Below are 19922 nucleotides of genomic sequence, written 5' to 3'. Positions count from 1 at the left end.
AGCTATGCCATTACCCAGCCGCCATCGATATTAAGTACTGCTCCGGTAATGTAGGACGCTTTTTCACTTGCCAAAAACTCAACCGCTTGTGCTATATCCTCCGGTTTTCCAAACTTTCCGGAAGCTATTTGCGATAAGATTTGTTGATTTGCTCCCATACCGGCTTCAGCCATCATCTCCGTTTCAATTCGCCCCGGAGCGAGGGCATTAACGGTAATTCCATAAGGTGCAAGTTCACCTGCAGCAGCTTTGGTCAATCCGATCAGTCCGGCTTTTGTAGCAGCGTAATGACCGCCGGATACAGAAATGTAACTCTTTGCGGCAATCGAGGAAATGTTGACGATTCTTCCAAACTGCTGTTGAATCATAAACGGCGCAGCCGACCGTATCAGGTGAAAAGCCCCGTTTAAATTGACTTCCATCACCTGCTGCCACTCCCGGGCATCCATTTCATGCAGAGGGATCTTCTTCCCTTCCTTTTTTGGGGAAATTCCCGCGTTGTTTACAACGATGTCAATTGTTCCAAACCGGTCAACTACGTCCGCAACCATCTGTGACACAGCACCGTAGTCCGAAACATCAGATACGTAAGTGGAAGTCCATTCTCCGATTTCCCGTGACGTCTGATCAGCCAACTTCTCATCTATATCATTAATTACGACATGGATGCCCTGAGAGGCCAGCCCTCTCGCAATTCCCTTGCCAATCCCTCTTCCTGCCCCCGTAACAATAGCTACCCGTCTGGTCATGCGTGCACCTCGGCACCTCCCTTTATTTCAGATGAAATCCTTTACTCGCCAAAAACTCCCGCATATGCATCCTTCTTTTCGCGGACAAAAAGACAGCCATCTTGTTTGACCAGTTGCTGTCTCTGTTATTGCTGGATCTTGACAGGTAATAGGCGTTCATAATCTCATCGTACTCATCAAGCACCTGTGGATAATGGTCTTCTTTATATTCGTTTTCATGGAGAATCGCCCGAATGGGCAGCCGGGGTTTCACTTCCTGCTTCTCAGCCGGCACTCCCAAACACATTCCAAATAAAGGAAATACCTTATCCGGCAGTCCGACAATTTCACTGATCGGACCGGGATTATTGCGGACACCCCCAATATAACATCCGCCGTAACCCAGCGATTCCGCTGCGGTAAGAGCGTTCTGAGCCATTATTGCAGTATCCACGACACTGACGATGAAGTTTTCCAATGTATCGTACTCAATATCAACATCCTGTTTCTTCCCTGCATATTCCAACCGTTTCATATCGGCACAAAACAGTAAAAATACCGGACATTCGTTAACGTGCTTCTGATTATTGCCGAGAGTTGCTATTTTCTGTCTCTTGTCCGGGTCCGTGATTAAAATAATCGAGTAGGCCTGAACGAAATTGGAGGAAGCCGCCCCCTGTGCCGCTTTGATTATTTCGATCAGATGATTTTTTGGAATCGGATCTTTTGTGTATTTGCGGATCGAACAATGATTTTGCATCACTCTGATCGTTTCATTCGCCACTGCATTTCACCCCCTTAAACTTAATACCGGTTTTAACACTTTTTGCTGTAAAGCATCGTTAAACGCTTGCGGCGCCATTGTAACGGGATAGATGGAAACGATGTTTTGCAGTTGGGATTCCAGTTGTTTCAGGATCGAAAAAGAGCTGCCATAATCAACCGGTTGACAACCATAGCTGGTAAGCAGTTCCCATTCATTGCGGACAGCTTTCGTTAAGGGAAGGGGGATATCTTGTTCATATAAGGCCACCATCACAGTTCTCCCGCCTTTTTTCAAACGCTCAAGTCCGTCACGAATTCCTCCGGGTGAGCCGGAACATTCAAATAAAAGATCGACCTTTTCGTTGGAATTCGCAGATTCCCCCACAATAAACGATTTCAGTCCAAAATCGGAAGCATGCCGCAAACGGGCTTCCTTATCTCTTGGCAAGCCGGATATTGTAACTTCAGCCCCGGCCAATCCGCAGACCACTCCAACAAACAAGCCGATAATTCCACACCCCTGCACCCAAACCTTATCCCCGGTTTTCACTCTCCCGATGGATTCTGCCGCGTGAATCGCAATCGACAAGGGTTCCACCAACGCAGCAATCGGGCTGGACAAAGCATCGGGAATTTTTTGCACAAAACGGGAATGACATTTTACAAATTGAGCCATTCCACCGTCGAAATGCAATCCGATCACTCGAAATCTCTCACAGATATGAGTTCGTTCGCTTCGGCAATTGGAACATTCGCCGCAGTATTGAATCGATTCAATCACAACTCTTTGATTGAGCAGATGTTGATCTTCGTCTTCAGCCACTTGCACAACCACACCGGATACTTCATGCCCCAAGATCCGCGGCAATTCAACAAATTCGTAGCCCGGTGCATGGTTATAAGCGTGCAGATCACTTCCGCAGACGCCGCAATAATCCACTTCAATCAACACTTCACCGGACGACAGTTTAGGCAACTGGACCGGTCTGACTGCCACTTCCTGCCGATTTTCCGTTTTTACAACAGCCAGCATGGATCTCACCTACATTCCCAAGTAAGCCCGTTTCAGATAAGGGTCTGCCAGCAGGTCCGATGCATTGCCCGATAATGCAACCCGCCCATTTTCCAAAACATAACCTTTATCCGAGATGGCTAACGAATGATTCACGTTTTGTTCCACCAACAAAACCGTAATGCCGGATTGTCTGATTTCCTTAATCACATCAAACAGTTTTTTCACAATGATCGGAGCGAGTCCCAACGATAATTCATCAATCATCAACACTTTCGGGCTCCCCATCAATCCCCGGGCAATCGCACACATCTGCTGTTGACCGCCGCTCATCGAACCAGCCTGTTGTTTTCTTCTTTCTTGCAGAACAGGGAACAGTTCATACACCATCTCCAAATTCTTTTTAAAATCTTTTCTGGCCCTATGCGAATAGGCGCCCAGTTCCAAATTTTCCTCAATTGTCATAAAAGAAAAAAGTTTTCTGCCCTCCGGAACCTGAACAATTCCCAATTCGACAATTTCATGCGGATCTTTTCCGTGAATCTCTTCTCCTTGGTAAAGGATTCTGCCCGAAGTTATTTTCTCAAGTCCCGAGATCGCGTTTATCGTGGTGGATTTCCCGGCAGCATTTGCACCCAGCAGTGCTACCGTTTCTCCTTCCTGAACTTCCAGGCTGATATTCCACAATGCCTGTACTTCCCCGTAGAAAAGATTGATATCTTCCAGCTTAAGCAAATGCAATCTCCTCCCCAAGATAAGCCTCGATCACTTTCGGATTGCTGGTTACTTCCTGTGGACTGCCCTCGGCGATTTTTTCGCCGTGATGAATGACGATTACCTTGTGTGACAATTGCATAATCACTTGCATGATGTGTTCAATCACGATCAAAGTGATTCCCTCAGCCGCCAGGTTACGGATTAAAGGAATAATGTCATTAATCTCGCCGGGATTGAGTCCTGCCAAAACCTCATCAAGCAGGAGCAGGGAGGGCTTGGTTGCCAATGCTTTAGCCACTTCCAGCCTTTTTTTGTCGGCGATTGTCAATCTTTTTGCCACTATGTCCCGTCTGTGGATCAAATCTACTTTCTCCAGTACGTGTTCCGCATACTCTTTTGCTTCCTTTGCTTTGCGAATGCGATTGTAAGCGCCTACCACCACATTTTCCAAAACGCTTATATTGCCGAAAGGCTTTACAACCTGATACGTTCTGCCGATGCCTTTTTGACAGATGACATTCGGTTTTTGATTGGTAATGTCCTCATTATTGAACACAATCGTTCCCGATGTTACGGGAAGGGCGCCGGAGATCAAATTGAACAACGTCGTTTTTCCCGCACCGTTTGGCCCGATGATTCCCACGATTTCTTTTTCTTCAACAGTAAAACTTACGTTGTTTACGGCTGTCAGTCCGCCAAATCGCTTGGTAAGATCCTTAATTTGCAGAATCAACTTGCTCCCCTCCGTTCCTTGGGTTTGCAACGACTTGTCTGGTTCCCTTTTTTTTCGCGGTAGCTTTTTTCAGCCAATTTCGTACCGTGGGCAGGATTCCGTTCGGAATCAAAGACACCACCAGGATCAACACGAATCCGTAAATAAAGAAGTTTAAGCCGTTTAGACCGGAAAAAGCGGATCGCAGAATCTCATTTAACGGGATCATTAAAACTGCTCCGATCAGAGGTCCCAACACGGTACCCATACCGCCGATAATGGAAATCAGGGCGACTTGCACAGAGAAATTGATGTTGAACACCGCTTCCGGATCAATAAACAGAATGTATTGAGCGTAGAATACACCTGTCATTCCGGCCAAACCGGAACTGATTAAAACGGCATACATTTTATACCGGGAAATCGGAATCCCCAATGACTCCGCAGCCTCTTCGTCCTCCCGGATGGCTACCAGGTACGAGCCCATTTTCGAACGGTCTATCCAATAAGTGATAGCGATCACCAACAGCAAAATTACCAAAGCGATGTAAAAATACGGCTCCTTTGACCGGAACATCATGGTTGACCAACCGGGCTGAAACGGTATGTTCAAACCTACCGCTCCGTTGGTCAGTTCCTTCCAAAATGATGCCACCAGACGGATCACCTCGGAAAACGCCAGAGTTGCCAGTGTAAAAAAAGGTCCCTTCAAGCGGAAACAGGGATACCCGATCAGCGCTCCCACCAATAAACACAGCCCAACTGCAACCAGCATGCCAATCCAGGGGGAAATGCCCGATTTCATCAACAATAACGTTGATGTGTAAGCACCGAGACCGAAGAATATTGCATGCCCCAGTGACAATTGACCGGCATACCCGGCCAGGATGTTCCAAGATCCGCTGACTGCGGCATAGAACAGGATCAGGATCACAATGTGCATGTAAAATTTGTTTAAGCCGAACTGCGGAACCATGAACAAAAAAAGAACTCCGAGAATCAACAAAATGTTCCCTTTTGTCAGCAACCTGTTCACTTCAGCCCCACCTCCTCGGAACCCTTGCCCAAACTGAACAATCCGGAAGGACGGAAAAGCAGGACCAAAATAAAGATCACAAAGTAAACCGCTTCTTTAAGTCCCGGAGAAATCCAAACCCCGGCCAACGCTTCCACCAATCCGATTAGAATTCCACCCAGAAAGGCTCCTAACATGCTTCCCATTCCGCCGAGAACCACGACAACAAATGCGGTTAAAACAAACAATGTGCCTACTGTAGGAAAAACGTAATAAATCGGCATCAACAGCGACCCCGCCAATCCAACCAAAGCCGACCCGATACCAAAGGCGATCAAATAAATCTTCTTCACGTGAATTCCCATTAGTGAAGCGGCTCTTCTTTCCATTGCAACAGCACGAATCGCTTTTCCCATCAACGTATTTTGCAAAAAGAGGAACAAAGCAACCGCAATCAGGATCGCAACCGCAAACGCTATCAATCGCGGTACACTGATCGCCACTTCCCCCAGTCGAATGACTGACGTTTGATAAGCGGTGTGAACAGTCCGATAATCCGCATTCCAAATCATAAGTGCAAGGTTCTGCAGCATTATCGAAAGCCCAAGGGTCGCAAATATCTTTACCGTAGCGGAAGTTTCCAAGATCGGTTGAATGATGATTCTTTGCACAAAACAACCAAAAATGAATAACAACAGGACTACGATTGGCGCGGATAAATAAGGATCCAATCCCCACGTGACGAAAAACAGAAAACTTATATACATGGAAATCATCAAAAATTCGCCATGCGCAAAGTTGATAATTCGAACCACCCCGAGAATCAAGTTCAGCCCCATACTGATCAGGGCATAAATGCCGCCGACCAGAATCCCCGAAATGATAATCTGCATGAGTTGAGCCACTGTGATACCCCCTTCACCAAAAATGGGAGGAAATACAGGGAAGAAAAGCCCTGTATTTCCTTATCAGTTATTTTCTTTCACTCCATTTCGGCATTGGAAGTTGCGCCTCCTGAACGGCCGCCCCTTTTGGCCAAACAGTGACCAGCTTGCCGTCTATCCACTGATGAACATACGGTTGCCCCAGTTTGTTTTGCCCTTTTGCCTGATCAAAGTCGACACCCCAACCGGTTGCCGATTTACCGGGTTCCAGCTTGTATTCCAAAGCCGCCTGTTTGATTTTGTCCGGGTCGATGGTACCCACTTTATCAATCACTTCAAGCAGTACGTTGGTCCCCATAAAGTTTGCCAAAGAATGGCCGGAACGAGGTTCTTCATTGTAAGTTTCCTTGTAGAGTTTCAAGAACTCCTCAAGCCCGGGAGTGTAGGACTTGTTAATTTCATACTGCGGAAAGTCTACATCAATAATTCCATTCACATCCTTGCCAAGCGCCTTTTGGAAATCAGACATCGTATGGCCTCCGCCGGTTCCGATAAAGACGGGAACATCCAAACCTAATTCCTTCGCCTGGCGCCAGAACAAAATCGCATCATTCAGATAAGATACCGCAATCAGCACATCCGGTTTTGCCTGTTTTACATTCAACACTACGGAAGACAGATCTACCGACTTCATGTTATAAGGCTGAGTGGTGGCAATCTGCATCTTTTCTTCTTTCGCCATTTTCGTAATAAATTCGGCCACCGTTGTTCCGTAAAGGGAATCTTCATGGACAATGCCGATTCGAACATCCGTCGGACTCTTGCCTAATTTGGGTGCTACCACTTCCTTGATGTACTGAATTTCCACTTTTGCAAATTCGGAGGCCGGCGGGTTGGTGCGGATCACATACTTGTATCCTCTTTCTGTGATCGGGTCTGAAATCGCTCCCATTTCCCAATAAAGCACACCGTTTCTTTCCGCAACTTCACTGGCTGCAAACGAAATAGCACTGGAATAGGACCCGAGAATCAGATGGAGCCCTTTTTGAGTAATCAATCGGTTTGCTTCAGCCTGAGCGGCGTTAGCGTCAGGTGCATCGGTTTTGACTAATTCCACATGCTTACCACCGGCTACTCCGCCATTTTTATTTCTGAGTTTTACAGCAAGTTCCGCACCCCGAAAACTTTCATCCCCGAGCAGAGCCGCCGCCCCGCTTAAAGGATATAAAGCTCCTATCTGCAGAGTCTCCTTTTTTCCTCCTTCGCCCCTGGTGCCGGTGCTTCCCGAACAAGCGGTGGTGACTGCCAACAAGCTGATCATCAGTAAGGCAATCCATTTTCTCATTTGAAAATCCTCCCTTTTTTCTTTTTGAACCCTGATCTGTTTAAGAGATCAGCCATCCGCCGTCAACGTAGATGGTTTGTCCGGTGATATAGTCCGACGCCGGTGATGCCAAGAAGATGGCCACACCCGCCAAATCGTTTGCTTCCCCTGTTCGCCGCATCGGAATTCTTGACAGGATCCAATCCCTTTTTGCGTCATCATTAAAAACAGGTTCCGTCAGCTTCGTCTTGTAATATCCGGGGCCAATCGCATTCACAAGAATCCCCTCTTCGGCAAACTCAACGGCCATTGCTTTTGTGATTTGGGATACTCCACCTTTGCTGGCACAATAGGCGGCTATATCTTTCATTCCTATTTCACTTGTCAAAGAGGCTATGTTAATGATGCGCCCACTCTGTTGCTTTCGCATATACGGCAAAACAATCTGGCTCGTTAGAAATACACTTTTCAAATTGACGTCCATAACGAAATCCCAATCCGATTCGCTGATTTCCAAAAAGGGGCGGCGAATGTTAACTCCTGCTGCGTTTACCAGGATATCGACAGTGCCTTGTTCCTCTACCACTTTGGCTACAAAGGATTTCATCTCTTCTGTATCCCGAATGTCCATATTCTGATAAAAGGTTCTGACGGAAAATTTCGACATTTCCTGACAAACGTTCTCCAATTCTTCCTTTGATCGGCTGACAACCGCCACGTCGGCACCAGCTTCCGCCAATGCTAGAGCGATTCCCCTTCCCAAGCCTCGCCCCCCGCCGGTCACCAGGGCCGTTTTACCCGATAAATCAAACAACCTCATTTTTTCATCCCTCACATCGCTTTTTCATATAAAGCAACCAAATCGTCCATCGAGGTCTTTCTTGGGTTGACCAGGATATTCCCGCTCTTCATTGCATCCTGGGCCATCTCTTGAATTTTGTCGCTCTTTACGTTGAAATCGGACAGACGGTTCGGAATTCCGATATCCCGTGACAGCTGCACAACGGATTCAACCGATTTCCATGCTTTGCCCATTATCGTCAACCCTTGTGTATTCTCACCCATATCCTCGGCAATATCGGCAAACAATTCCGGAACGGCCATAGCGTTAAATTCCATCACGTGGGGAATTAAAATGGAATTGGCGACACCGTGGGGAACCCCAAACATGGCACTTACAGGGTGACTCATCGCATGGCAATTCCCCAAACGGGTATTGTTAAAAGCCAAACCCGCCAATAAACTGCCCATCAGCATTTTATCCCGGGCTTCTAACTGATCCCCGTTGTAGACCGCTTGTCGCAGGTTGCCGCTGATCAATCGAATCGCTTCTCTGGCCAGTGCCTTGGAAATCGGATAAGCCATCCGGGAAGTATAGGATTCAATTGCATGCACCAAAGCATCCAGGCCAGTGGAAGCGGTGATAGGTTTGGGCATCGTTTGCGTCATTAAAGGATCAACCAATGCCCAACGGGGCGCCAATTTGAAGCCACCAATGGTCAACTTGTACTGCCGCTCCATATCGGTAATCACCGTAAAAATGGTAACCTCACTGGCAGTGCCGGCTGTTGTGGGGATTGCAATCAGCGGAAGAATGGGTTGCGAAAATGTATCAATTCCTTCATAGTCGACTACACGGCCGCCATTGGTTGCCAGTAAGCCGACTACTTTGGCTACATCGATTGCGCTTCCGCCTCCCAATCCAACCAGCACATCCGGTTTTAGCTCCTGTGAGAGTGCAAATGCTTTTTCGCAAGTCCGGACGGAAGGATTGGGTTCCACTTCGTCAAAAACGGCATACTCCAAGCCTTCGAGTTGTCCGGTTATCTCTTGTACCAATCCGGCTTTGACAATCCCGGGATCGGTAATCACCAGAACCCTTTTGTACCGGTACTTGTTGAGAGTCGGGCGTAATTGTTTGGTAGAATTGCAGCCATATACAATTTCGGTAGGATTTTTAAAAAAAGAGATCGGAAATTCCATTTCGCTGCCCTCCTATAAATACTTGACAGGCACTTTGTCGTTCTTTTGAATGGCTTCCCGAAAACCAATCACCGGTGTTTCCCACAGTCCGGTATTGATATGAATAATCGATGATTTATCCGATTTTTTGGATTCGGATAACGCTTGTGCCAATTCACCCGCATTCCTGACACTAAATCCGACTAACCCGAACCCTTCACCCACTTTGGCAAAATCGATGGCCGGCAAATCGAAGTATTCTTTTTCATAGTTGAGCTTGTTTAACCACTCCATCCATCCCCAGTTCCGATTGTCCAGAATAAGAATAGTAACCTTCAAACCGTAAGCTTGCAAAGTGGCCAACTCTCCAACTGTGTAACCGAATCCGCCGTCCCCGGCCAGCAGATAAACTTCACCGCGTTCCAGTGCGACTGATGCCCCGATTGCCGCCGGAAGCCCAAACCCAAGACCGGCCAATCCTCTTGGTGTCAACAGCTTTCTGCCGGAAACTTTGTGTTTGTAATAGACTGCTCCCCAACCACTGGCAAAGCTTGCGTCACACACCAACACATCCTCCGGATTTGTTACTTGGTTGAGAACGTCCATAACTTGCTGAGGTTTCAGATAGTCTGATTCGGCAGCGATCTCTTGTTGTACAAAATCTTGCCATTGCTTTTTCGCTCTATCGATCCATTGCTGGCGCTGTGGAACTTGCGGTCGTTGATGGTTTTCCTGAGCGAACCGCAGCATTTCACCAATCGTAGCTTTTACATCGCCCACCAGTCCGACATCGGTGAGGAACACCCTGCCGATTTCCGCTTCGTCAATATCGAGGTGAATGACTGTTTGGCGGGTTAAGGGAATTTCCCAATTAAATGTGGAGTTTTGCCCCGATTTGAATCCGACCAGGAAAACTACGTCCGCTTCTTCAACCAATTGCTTTGCTGACAATGTTCCAATTCCGCCCATCATGCCAATCCCCATTGGATGATCGTCAGGTATCACGCCCCTACCGGTAAAGGTTTGCAAAACAGGAATCGTAAGAAATTCAGCTAACGCGGTGATTTCCTCTTCCGCTTGCGATAACATGGCACCGCCGCCAGCCACCAAAACCGGTTTCTCCGCATTAAGTAGAATCGTTAACGTCTTTTCGATCTGATCTTTTGGCGCGGTTACACGATGCCGGGGAAAAGTACCGAGATCAGTTGGTAATACCGGCACATTACCGCTCCATTCTTGTTTAAACACGTCTTCATGAATTGACAGAGCTGTCGGTCCGGGTCTGCCGGAAACCGCCTTCAGAAAAGCGTTTCGAATCATATCAGGCAAAGCTTTCTGGCTGGTTACTCGCCCCGTCCACTTTGTAAACGGTTTCACCATATCCAATTGATAACAGCCCTGTGACGCGTTTCCATGATCCCGCAAGTGTTCCCAATCCAGCGGCAGATCACTGAATAAAGCAAAAATTGGTGTTGAGGAGTTATATGCCTCACCCAGTCCGGAAGTGAATTCGGTGGCACCGGGCCCCACCGTGGCGTCACAGACTCCCACTTTGTTTTTGATTCTTGCGTATGCCACCGCTGCATAGGCAGCATTTTTTTCTGCTCTCATCGTAATGTGCCTGATTTTTCCATTGGAGTTTTGGATCCCGTCATAGAACGGCAGCGTTTGACCACCTGGTACCCCAAACACCGTATCCACCTTCATTTGCAATAACAGATTGACTAACGCATCACCAACATGCATTTTCAGATTCCCCTTTTCTATTCAGAGTAAGTATAGAAGCCTTTTCCCGACTTTCTCCCCAGTTCCCCGGCGGCCACCATATTTTTCAACATCCACAAGTATCACCTCCCCAGAATTTCTTTTGCAATGATGAGTCTTTGAATTTGGTTGGTTCCTTCATAGATTTGTGTGATCTTTGCATCCCGCATCATTCGTTCTACCGGATAATCTCTCATGTATCCGTTTCCGCCGAAAATTTGCACAGCGTCAGTAGTTACTTTCATGGCCGTATCGGAAGCGAACAATTTGGCCATCGAAGCATACTGAATGATCTCACGGGAACCGGTGTCCAACAATTCCGCTGTGTGATAGACAAGTTGCCGAGCCGCTTCGATTTGGGTGGCCATGTCCGCCAGCATAAACTGAATCCCTTGAAACGAGGAGATTTCCCTGTTAAATTGAACCCGTCCTTGCGCATACTTGGCTGCTGCTTCAAAGGCTCCTTGTGCAATCCCCAATGCCTGGGCTGCAACTCCCGGACGTGTGTGGTTGAGGGATTTCATTAAAATTTTGAATCCACCTCCCTCTTCCCCCAACATTTGTGACTTATGAACACGGACATCTTCGAGTATCACTTCTCTTGTAACCGATCCGCGAATTCCCATTTTGTCTTCCTTGCGTCCGAACGAAAGTCCCCATGTGCCGTCATCCACAATAAACAATGTAATACCCTTATTTTTTCTGGTTTTGTCAACGGTTGTAACGAATATGTAGACTCCTGCCTCCCCACCGTTGGTGATGAAAATCTTTCTGCCGTTCAGGATGTAATAATCTCCGTCTCTGGTTGCTCTTGTTGACATGGAAGCGGTATCGGATCCCGCTCCGGACTCCGTAATTCCAAACGCTCCAAGAAAATCCCCTTTTGCCAAAGGGGTTACATATTTCATCTTTTGTGCTTCAGTGCCGGCGATCAAAAGAGGTGCAATCGCCAGGGCTTGGGTGGTTAAAAGAACCGATGTTGCCGCACAACAACGGGCAACTTCTTCAATCGTGATCAAGTGGCTTAAAGCGCTGCTGGCCGAGCCGCCATATATTTCGGGAACACTTACTCCGAACAGTCCGTGTTCGGCAAGCAATCTGATATGAGATTTCGGGATTTCTTCAGTTCTGTCCACTTCCTGAGCCATCGGAAGAAAATGATCTTCCGATAATGTCCGTACAAAGCTTCGAACCATCGCAATCTCTTCTTGCATACCTGACCTCCTCTCTTGTTCACTTATTGTTCAAGCAATAACCATGCCAACAAAAAAAGACCGAAACTTCGGCCTTTTAGAAAAATTCTATATGCAATTTCACATCACTGGATGATGTAAAATCGCAACAGTTATGCAATTTTACATCGCGTCTTTTTGAATTTGATACTTCTGCATCTTTCGCAGCAAAGTGGATTGATCGATTTGTAATGCCTTGGCTGCCTGACGGATACTTGGAAATTGTTCCAAAGCCTTTTTGATAAGCGTTTGCTCAAACTCTTCCACTTGTTCTTTAAGCGGCAAAAATTCCTTTTTGACATGATCAACCGTATGATTTAGAGGACGCTGCACAAGACCGGTTTTAACCTCTTTTTTAATGTCAGTCAAGCTGATTAGCGGTTTATTTACCATGAGTGACACGCGCTCAACAAGATTTTGCAGTTCTCTTACGTTGCCGGGCCAATCATACTGACGAAAACTCTCCAGTGCATCACGGGTGAACATCCGATTGACTCCATATGTGTGTTTGATTTTATTGAGAAAGTGATAGACAAGAGGAATAATATCATCTTTCCTCTCACGAAGCGGGGGCACATAGATGGGAATAATATTGAGACGGTAGTACAAATCCTCTCTGAACTTTCCTTCCGCCACCATATCGTCCAGATTCCGATTGGTGGCGGCGATAATTCTGACATCTACCTTAATCGGTTTAACTCCCCCAATTCGTGTAATTTCATATTCCTGTAATACCCGCAGCAGTTTTACCTGCAGTTGCAAAGGCATTTCGCCAATCTCATCGAGAAAAAGAGTCCCTTTGGATGCCACCTCAAACAGACCGGGTTTGCCTTTGTGGCTGGCGCCCGTAAATGAGCCTGACTCATAACCGAACAGTTCCGACTCAAGCAATTGTTCCGGTATGGCCCCGCAATTGATCCGGACCAAAGGTTTGTCGTTACGGTTGCTGTACTGATGAATCAAGTTGACAATGCCCTCTTTTCCCACACCTGACTCGCCTTGAATCAAAACGGCTGAATTAATTTGCGCCACTCTTAGTGCTCTTTCCACCACTGCTTTCATTTTAGGATCATGAGCGACGATCGCATTTTTGGCATCTTGTTTTTCTTTCAATTCTTCCAGTTCACGATTGACTCTTTGATTTTGTTTCTCCAACTCGATAATTTCTTTCTCCAATTGATTCAGTGTCGTCAAATCCCGAATGTTGCACATCACTTTTTGAATGTTCCCGGCGGTGTCCATAATTGGCACTCCGGACACCAAAACTTTCTTGCCGGTAATTATTTTTTGTACAATCGTCAATGGCTTTTGCTCCTGTAAGACACGCAGGGAAACGGATTGATCAATCATTCCCTCATCAATCAGATCCTGCAGATGCCGTCCTACACAATCTTTTGCTTTCAAACCGGTTATTTTTTCATAGGCCGGGTTTTGAAACAGTATGATTCCATTGGCATCAACGATCACGATTCCGTCAAATGAACTGTTGATAATCTGTGTAAATTCGTCACTTTCCTGGTTTTTGAGATAGCTCATTGTATCCCTCCTTTCCATATTAAATTCTATGAAATGAGTTTGATGTTAATATTTTGCGATTTGTTATAATATTAAGATAATATATGAGAACTTGTAAATGAACGGAGGTTAAAAGAAACTCCCCCTGCCTTCGCTAACGCTTAAAGGCAAGAGGAGTCTCCTTCATCGCCGTTTCCGGGCTTCTTCACCACTTTTTTCACAATGCGCCGTTTCGGGGTTTCATCCGGTTTGTCTGCTTCCACAGGCGCTCCTGACGTATCGACCCCTTTTTCACCGAGCAGTTTCTGAATTCGCTTGATGTCAATCGGGGCGATTCGCCAGGCTTTCTCGGCAAAAGGGAACGTTTCCGCCGTCAACTTCCCCTGCTCCCGCAGTTCTTCCAAGGCCATTCTCACTTGATCAATCGGTACTTTCAGCATCTCCGCCACATCATCCATATTGAATCGTACTGTCATACCCGACCCTCCCTGCTCACGTCCATTCACTGGGGAAGACCGGACACCGATTCGCACATGATCCTCTTCTTTCGAGACTGTAACTGCAACTTCCCCAAGTTTGTAGCTATACTTTATCGCATTGGTCACAAGATTTTCAATCACCCGGGCCAACTTGTCCGGATCAATCAGACTTTTTATTTGTTCAACATAAGAACCGGCCATTCTTCCAATCAAAAATTAAACCTGTGTGCATACAAAACCTGTCGTATAGGAAAAAGCAGCATATCCATATTGTCCGCTCCAAGAAACGATCTCTTGGATTTCCATGGAAGTCTCTCCTTTCTCTACTTCGATTTTCTACAGACTGACACGAACGCCGGCGGCAGATTGAATGGCACCAACTGAATATCCACCGAATCAAACATTTGCTTGAACTCGTTCTTCATTTGCAGTGAATACTGAAATGCCACAAACAATCCACCCGGTCTCAAGGAGCGCATCACTTCCTCAAGAATCCGTTTCCTTTGACCCGTGGAAAAATTGGTAAACGGCAATCCCGACAATATGCAGTCCACAGCCGGAAGCCCCAACTCATGAAGGTACTCGGCGATCCGTTCCGCATCTGACCGGACTGTCAGGTTCGGATAGCGCGCTTGCAACCGCGCCCTCATATCGTCATCTTTCTCAAGAATCAGGGCCTGACAGCCGTGAGGCTTCCGATCGTTCACCCTCCTGGTCAACACCCCTGTGCCGGCCCCCAACTCCACAATAGCGTTCAGGGAATCCCAAGGAATCGGATCCAGCATGGCTCTTGCCAGAAAAGAAGAGCTGGGGACTATACTGCCGATTGACTTGGGTGACTGCATAAACTTCTTGAAGAAATATGCGGCTTCCAGAACCGAGGTCTTGGTTTGATTCATTGTGGTCACCCTTTCCGAACGGATACAGACAGGATAACCAAAAAACTTCTTACCAACACCCTTCGAAAGTTCTTAAGAAATAAGTAAGAAAAAAACGGGGGCTGTCTCAATATTCATAAGACAGCCCGCTTAGGGTACACTTTCGAAATAACGGTGTTTTTCACCGTTATTTTTCAATATGGTTGTCATCCTCATGGCTTCTGACCTGACCAGGAAGCTTCCAAACAACCAATTTTGGGACAACCTCGTTCCTTGTCTCTTCTATTGCAGGATCGAAGCCTGCTGCTCTCCCATTTCCCTGCTTCGCTCCGCTGCCCGGGTGATCACCCGTTCCACCAGTTCTTTGAAATTGGCTTCTTCAAACACACGGATCCCCGCCATGGTAGTACCGTTGGGGGAAGTGACCTGTCTTCTCAGCACATTGGGATCAAGATGCGTTTCCTGCAGCATCTTTCCCGCCCCGAACAGAGTTTGCAGGATCAAAGTCCTTGCCGTATCGGAAGGAAGCCCCAGATTCTCGGCCGCCGACTGCATGGCTTCCACCATATAGTAAAAATAGGCCGGCCCGCTGCCCGACAACCCGGTGACCACATCCATCAGTTTTTCCTCTACGACAGAAACAGTGCCCAGCACCGAAAGAATGGTTTCTGCCAGCGTCTTTGTCTCTTCTTCGCAATGTTTGCCATAGGAAACTGCTGTTGCCGATTCCAGCACCGCACAAGCAGTATTGGGCATTGCCCGGACCACTCGCGCATTCTGCCCCAGGATCGATTCCATCAGATCAGTGGAAACCCCTGCCGCCACCGAGAGCACAACTGGATCTATCACTTTGTCGCGGATTCGCTCCAACACGTTGGCCACATCATGAGGTTTGCAAGCAAGCAGGATGATATCAGCCGATGCAAGAGCTTCCGATCCCGCCTCGTCCTCCAGGTTCTCCACGATTGAAACCCTGTACGTCTCCTGCAGATACTGCAGGCGTTCCAAATTGCTCTTGTTTGTTACGACAATCTGTTCCGGAGATACCGCGTCCGCTTCGGTCAACCCCCGAATCATCGCTTCCGCAATCGCGCCCGCTCCCAGTATCAAGATTTTCTTGCCCTTCAATGCGACCTCTCTCACCGCTTGTTTCCCCCTATCCCCTGATTTGACCTTGTCCTTTGATGATATACTTGTAACTGGTCAATTCCCTTAATCCCATAGGGCCCCGGGCATGCAGCTTTTGTGTGGATATGCCGATCTCGGCGCCAAAGCCGAATTCGAATCCGTCCGTAAAACGGGTGGAAGCATTATGATATACGGCTGCCGCGTCCACCTCCCGCAGGAATTTGTCAGCCGTCACCTGGTTCCCGGTTACAATCGCTTCCGAATGCCGAGTCCCGAATCGCTCAATATGAGCAATCGCCTCTTCCACATCCGACACGACCTTCACTGCCAGAACCAGATCAAGATACTCGGTTGCATAATCCTCTTCGGCCGCAAGGGGAAGGTTCAGACATCCGCAAGCTTTGGCCAATTCCTGCGTCTTGGTGCAGCCACGCACTTCCACTCCCCGTTCCTGCAATAAGTATATCATGTTTGGCAACCATTTCTTAGCTGCCTGCTCATGCACAAGCATCGTCTCCATCGCGTTGCACACGGATGGCCGTTGCGTCTTGGCGTTCAGAATGATTTTGGTCGCCATCTCATAATCGGCCTCGGCATCCACATAGACATGGCAATTGCCTACCCCGGTCTCGATCACCGGAACCAGCGAATTTTCCATCACACGTTGAATCAGGCCGGCCCCACCACGGGGAATGGCCAGGTCCACCAGGTCTTTTGCCCGAATCAGGATGTCCACCGATTCACGTTCGGTGCAGTCAATCAATTGAAGGGCATCCAGTGGCACCGCTGTCTGTTTCAATCCGTCCTGCAATGCCTCGACCAGGGCGATGTTGGACTTTAAAGCTTCTTTGCCGCCCCGAAGGACAACCGCATTGCCCGTTTTCAGTGCAAGGCCTGCCGCATCCACAGTCACGTTGGGCCGGGATTCGTAGACCATCGCGATCACTCCAAAAGGGACCCGCACTTTCTCAATCAGCAAACCGTTTGGCCGCCGAATCGTTTCCAGGGATTCCCCGACCGGATCTTCCAGTCCGGCAATTTGCCGCAACCCTTCCATCATCTCCCGGAGACGTTTCTCAGTCAATGCAAGCCGGTCAATCCGAGCTTCCGAGACACCGCTTTCCCTCGCCTCTTTCACGTCTTCCCCATTGGCGGCAAAGATGGCATCCCGGTTCCGCCAGAGCGCGTCGGCCATTTTCAGCAACGCTTCGTTTTTCTGTTCGGTGGACAAAGTCCCCAAGACCCGGGTGGTGCGTTTGGCAGCTTTCGCCTTCGCCAACACCGCTTCCCGCAACCCCATTACTGTTTCCGTCACCTTTTCATTTCCGATGTTGGGCATATGGAATTCCCTCCCGTGAATAAATCACCATCGCATCCCGATGGATCACTTCATGATAATGGCGGAGCCTCTCGCCGGTTTGGCGGCGTTCAATCAACAGCTGCAGATCCCGGTCCGAGAAACTGACCGCTCCTTTTCCGATTACCTGTCCGGCAGGTGCCGCGATTTCCACAATCGCACCTTCCTGGAACTCGCCTTCAACCGCGGTTATTCCAGGCACCAGCAGGCTGCCAGCCCGTTCCGTCAGGGCCCGGACGGCCCCTTGATCGATGATGATCCGACCTTCCGGACGCGGTCCGTGGGCAAGCCAGGACTTCTTGCCTGAGAACCGGGGATTGGCGTGAAATCGGGTTCCCAAGGATTCCCCTTCGGCAATCCTTTGCAAGACCTCCGGCTCCCGGCTTGATGCCACCACCACATCGATCCCCGATTCGGTGGCAATTCGTGCGGCCATCAGCTTGGTCCGCATCCCTCCCGTACCCATAACACTGCCGTTCCCGCCGGCTGCTGCCTCCAACTCCGGCGTTATTTCCCATACGTCCGGGATCCGCCTGGCATCCGGATTCGATTTGGGATTGGCCGTATACAGGCCATCGATATCCGTAAGCAGAATCAGCAGTTCGGCTTCCGTAACCAGGGCGACCAGACTGCCCAACGTGTCATTGTCCCCAAAACGGATCTCCTCCACCGTTACTGTATCGTTTTCATTGACAATCGGCAGAATCCCGTTTCGAAGCAGCGTTTCTGAGGTATTGCGGATATGGATGAACCGTTTTCGGTCTTCAATGTCCGAACGGGTGAGCAGCAATTGGGCGACTGTGATTCCGCGCTGCGCAAACAGCTTCTGGTATTGTTCCAGCAGCAATCCCTGTCCTACCGCAGCGGCTGCTTGTTTCTCGGGCATGGTAATGTTGGGACGGGGCCAACCCAATTTGCCCAATCCTGCCGCAACCGCACCCGACGACACCAGGATCACACGGCATTCCTGTTCCAACTGCAGCACGGCAATCTGATCCGCAAGCTGCCTCATCTTCTCTTCCGACAGCCGGCCCTGTTCATCTGTCAAACTGCTGGATCCGACTTTCACCACGATCCGTTTCGCCTTCATACACTCGCCCTCTTTCACCAAAATCACCAAAAAACAAAAACCTTTCGTCCCAGGAAGGACGAAAGGCATTCTCTCGCGGTACCACCTTCATTGACCTGACTGCACATGAAACAAGCGCGGTCAGGTCCACTCTGCCCGGGTAACGTCCGGTTAGCCGTCCCGCTTTTCACGGAAAGTTCAGGAGCCGGGTTCAGTCAGGTCTCGCGGCGGGATCTCACAGCCTATGAATCCCGCTCTCTGGACGCTTCCTCAGACTTACTCACTCCGTCATTACGGTGCCGTATCACTTATTTCTCATATTTATACACCGAACCGTGGGGGATTGTCAATCAATTTCCCCTAACGCTTCCCACAATGCTCATGACAAGCGCCAGTTGAACATATGCCTTATAATTGCTCACACGACACCTTCTTTTCCAACTGATTGGCAAAAGCGACCACTGCCTCATACAGGTTTGGGGGAAATTCAGCCAGCCGGTGGCAGAGATACAAGAACCATTCCGTTCCATACGGCAGATAGATTCGTGTCCGATACCCTTTTGTCTTGAATCCGGCGAGCAGGTCCGGGCGGATTCCGTATAACATTTCGACTTCGACGTAAGGCAGGGCAAATATCCTCTTCTTGAGACCTCATCAAGAATCGCCTCATCATGAGTGGCAATGGCAACAGGATGATTGGCGGTAACCAGTTTGTCAACCAATGACAGATACCTTTCATTCAATTGGACGGATCGTGAAAGGGCGACGTTTGACGGTTCCAGATAAGCTCCTTTGACGAGTCGTATTTTTCCCGGGAGTTTCATCAATTCACGCAGATCATCTGTTGTTCTGTTCAAATTCGCCTGAACAGTGATTCCCACATTCAAATGACGTGTGCTTGTTTGTTGATAGAGTTGCAGAATCGATTCGGTCTTGGCCGATTCTTCCATGCTGACCATCACGGTCATCCGGTGGCGTTTTGCTGCCGCCGCAATTTCAGAGAGATGATTCAACGCCAATTCCGGACTTATGGTCAACCCGGTATGGGACAAATCCAGGCAGATGTCGGTTTCGGGAAGATGACCGCCAATCTGATCGATCAACTCCACATATTCTTCCTTGGTGCTTTCGCATTCCCTGACTGTCGACGTGTTTTCTCCAATAAAGTCCAGGGAGGCCCGATAACCGCTCGAAACAAATTTTTCAAGTTTCGGCAGCACCTGTTGTCTTGCTTCACCGGCCACAAACCGCCGGGCTGCCCCCCACAGAAGCGGATACAATTCCTTCGATGTCTTGACATAAGCTTTGACTTGTTCGTTCCGGGCAATGCTGCGAAGTGCCTGAATCACTTTCATTTCTCCAGTGGAAAACATGGGAATCC

Annotated in this window: 19 protein-coding genes, 1 pseudogene and 1 other annotated feature; all 20 genes and pseudogenes read right to left on the bottom strand. The window is 48.4% G+C overall.

Translation table 11 applies throughout. From position 1 onward, the window contains the following. Positions 1 to 2 precede the first annotated feature (2 nt). The 20 genes and pseudogenes from EFBL_RS03275 to EFBL_RS03185 all read right to left on the bottom strand — a co-directional run bounded on the left by EFBL_RS03275 (position 3) and on the right by EFBL_RS03185 (position 19914). Positions 3 to 749: an SDR family oxidoreductase gene (locus tag EFBL_RS03275; protein WP_096180704.1), complete on the bottom strand. Its 747-nt coding sequence runs from the start codon at positions 747 to 749 to the stop codon at positions 3 to 5. Positions 750 to 771: 22 nt separating this feature from the next. Continuing rightward, a complete protein-coding gene (gene nfsA, locus EFBL_RS03270) occupies positions 772 to 1512 on the bottom strand; it encodes an oxygen-insensitive NADPH nitroreductase (protein WP_269432673.1) in 741 nt (246 codons plus the stop codon). 6 nt (positions 1513 to 1518) lie between these two features. After that, positions 1519 to 2526, bottom strand: a complete 1008-nt coding sequence (locus tag EFBL_RS03265) for a zinc-dependent alcohol dehydrogenase (RefSeq protein WP_096180703.1) — start codon at positions 2524 to 2526, stop codon at positions 1519 to 1521. Positions 2527 to 2535: 9 nt separating this feature from the next. Then, positions 2536 to 3240 carry an ABC transporter ATP-binding protein gene (locus EFBL_RS03260; RefSeq protein WP_207907574.1) on the bottom strand — a complete coding sequence of 235 codons (705 nt, stop codon included), beginning with the start codon at positions 3238 to 3240 and terminating at the stop codon, positions 2536 to 2538. Next, positions 3233 to 3955 (bottom strand): ABC transporter ATP-binding protein, encoded by a 723-nt coding sequence (locus tag EFBL_RS03255; RefSeq protein ID WP_096180701.1) that lies wholly within the window; start codon positions 3953 to 3955, stop codon positions 3233 to 3235. Before EFBL_RS03255 ends, EFBL_RS03260 begins: the two co-directional genes overlap by 8 nt. Beyond that, the gene (locus EFBL_RS03250; protein ID WP_096180700.1) at positions 3939 to 4970 is read right to left on the bottom strand and encodes a branched-chain amino acid ABC transporter permease; all 1032 of its coding nucleotides are present in this window, start codon (positions 4968 to 4970) and stop codon (positions 3939 to 3941) included. The genes EFBL_RS03255 and EFBL_RS03250 overlap by 17 nt, the downstream gene beginning before the upstream one ends. Further along, the gene (locus EFBL_RS03245) at positions 4967 to 5854 is read right to left on the bottom strand and encodes a branched-chain amino acid ABC transporter permease (RefSeq protein WP_096180699.1); all 888 of its coding nucleotides are present in this window, start codon (positions 5852 to 5854) and stop codon (positions 4967 to 4969) included. Before EFBL_RS03245 ends, EFBL_RS03250 begins: the two co-directional genes overlap by 4 nt. A 67-nt stretch (positions 5855 to 5921) precedes the next feature. Beyond that, positions 5922 to 7178 (bottom strand): ABC transporter substrate-binding protein, encoded by a 1257-nt coding sequence (locus tag EFBL_RS03240; protein WP_096180698.1) that lies wholly within the window; start codon positions 7176 to 7178, stop codon positions 5922 to 5924. A 40-nt stretch (positions 7179 to 7218) separates the two neighbouring features. After that, the gene (locus EFBL_RS03235) at positions 7219 to 7977 is read right to left on the bottom strand and encodes a glucose 1-dehydrogenase (RefSeq protein ID WP_096180697.1); all 759 of its coding nucleotides are present in this window, start codon (positions 7975 to 7977) and stop codon (positions 7219 to 7221) included. A gap of 11 nt (positions 7978 to 7988) precedes the next feature. Beyond that, the gene (locus EFBL_RS03230) at positions 7989 to 9140 is read right to left on the bottom strand and encodes an iron-containing alcohol dehydrogenase (protein ID WP_096180696.1); all 1152 of its coding nucleotides are present in this window, start codon (positions 9138 to 9140) and stop codon (positions 7989 to 7991) included. Positions 9141 to 9152: 12 nt separating this feature from the next. Further along, entirely contained in the window at positions 9153 to 10865 is a 1713-nt protein-coding gene (locus tag EFBL_RS03225; RefSeq protein ID WP_096180695.1) for a thiamine pyrophosphate-binding protein, read from the bottom strand. Positions 10866 to 10882: 17 nt separating this feature from the next. Further along, positions 10883 to 10957: a 3-hydroxyacyl-CoA dehydrogenase family protein gene (locus EFBL_RS21785; protein ID WP_131927686.1), complete on the bottom strand. Its 75-nt coding sequence runs from the start codon at positions 10955 to 10957 to the stop codon at positions 10883 to 10885. A gap of 9 nt (positions 10958 to 10966) precedes the next feature. Continuing rightward, positions 10967 to 12097 (bottom strand): acyl-CoA dehydrogenase family protein, encoded by a 1131-nt coding sequence (locus tag EFBL_RS03220; protein ID WP_096180694.1) that lies wholly within the window; start codon positions 12095 to 12097, stop codon positions 10967 to 10969. Between the two features lie 141 nt (positions 12098 to 12238). Beyond that, positions 12239 to 13651, bottom strand: coding sequence for a sigma-54 interaction domain-containing protein (locus EFBL_RS03215; RefSeq protein WP_096180693.1), 1413 nt, complete (start codon positions 13649 to 13651; stop codon positions 12239 to 12241). Between the two features lie 140 nt (positions 13652 to 13791). After that, complete coding sequence (locus EFBL_RS03210; RefSeq protein ID WP_096180692.1) at positions 13792 to 14310, bottom strand: ATP-binding protein; 519 nt, start codon at positions 14308 to 14310, stop codon at positions 13792 to 13794. Positions 14311 to 14432: 122 nt separating this feature from the next. Continuing rightward, a complete protein-coding gene (locus EFBL_RS03205) occupies positions 14433 to 15008 on the bottom strand; it encodes a class I SAM-dependent methyltransferase (RefSeq protein ID WP_096180691.1) in 576 nt (191 codons plus the stop codon). 261 nt (positions 15009 to 15269) lie between these two features. Then, positions 15270 to 16130: a pyrroline-5-carboxylate reductase gene (gene proC, locus EFBL_RS03200; RefSeq protein ID WP_207907573.1), complete on the bottom strand. Its 861-nt coding sequence runs from the start codon at positions 16128 to 16130 to the stop codon at positions 15270 to 15272. Positions 16131 to 16143: 13 nt separating this feature from the next. Further along, positions 16144 to 17454, bottom strand: coding sequence for a glutamate-5-semialdehyde dehydrogenase (locus EFBL_RS03195; protein ID WP_096180690.1), 1311 nt, complete (start codon positions 17452 to 17454; stop codon positions 16144 to 16146). Beyond that, positions 17435 to 18562, bottom strand: a complete 1128-nt coding sequence (gene proB / locus EFBL_RS03190; protein WP_096180724.1) for a glutamate 5-kinase — start codon at positions 18560 to 18562, stop codon at positions 17435 to 17437. The genes EFBL_RS03195 and proB overlap by 20 nt, the downstream gene beginning before the upstream one ends. Positions 18563 to 18613: 51 nt before the next feature. After that, positions 18614 to 18842: a binding site (T-box leader), on the bottom strand. A 107-nt stretch (positions 18843 to 18949) separates the two neighbouring features. Continuing rightward, positions 18950 to 19914, bottom strand: a pseudogene (locus EFBL_RS03185) (proline dehydrogenase family protein). Between the last annotated feature and the right edge of the window lie 8 nt (positions 19915 to 19922).

Origin of the sequence: Effusibacillus lacus, from assembly GCF_002335525.1 — a bacterium.
Classification (GTDB): domain Bacteria; phylum Bacillota; class Bacilli; order Tumebacillales; family Effusibacillaceae; genus Effusibacillus; species Effusibacillus lacus.
This window is presented reverse-complemented; position numbering and strand designations above follow the sequence as displayed.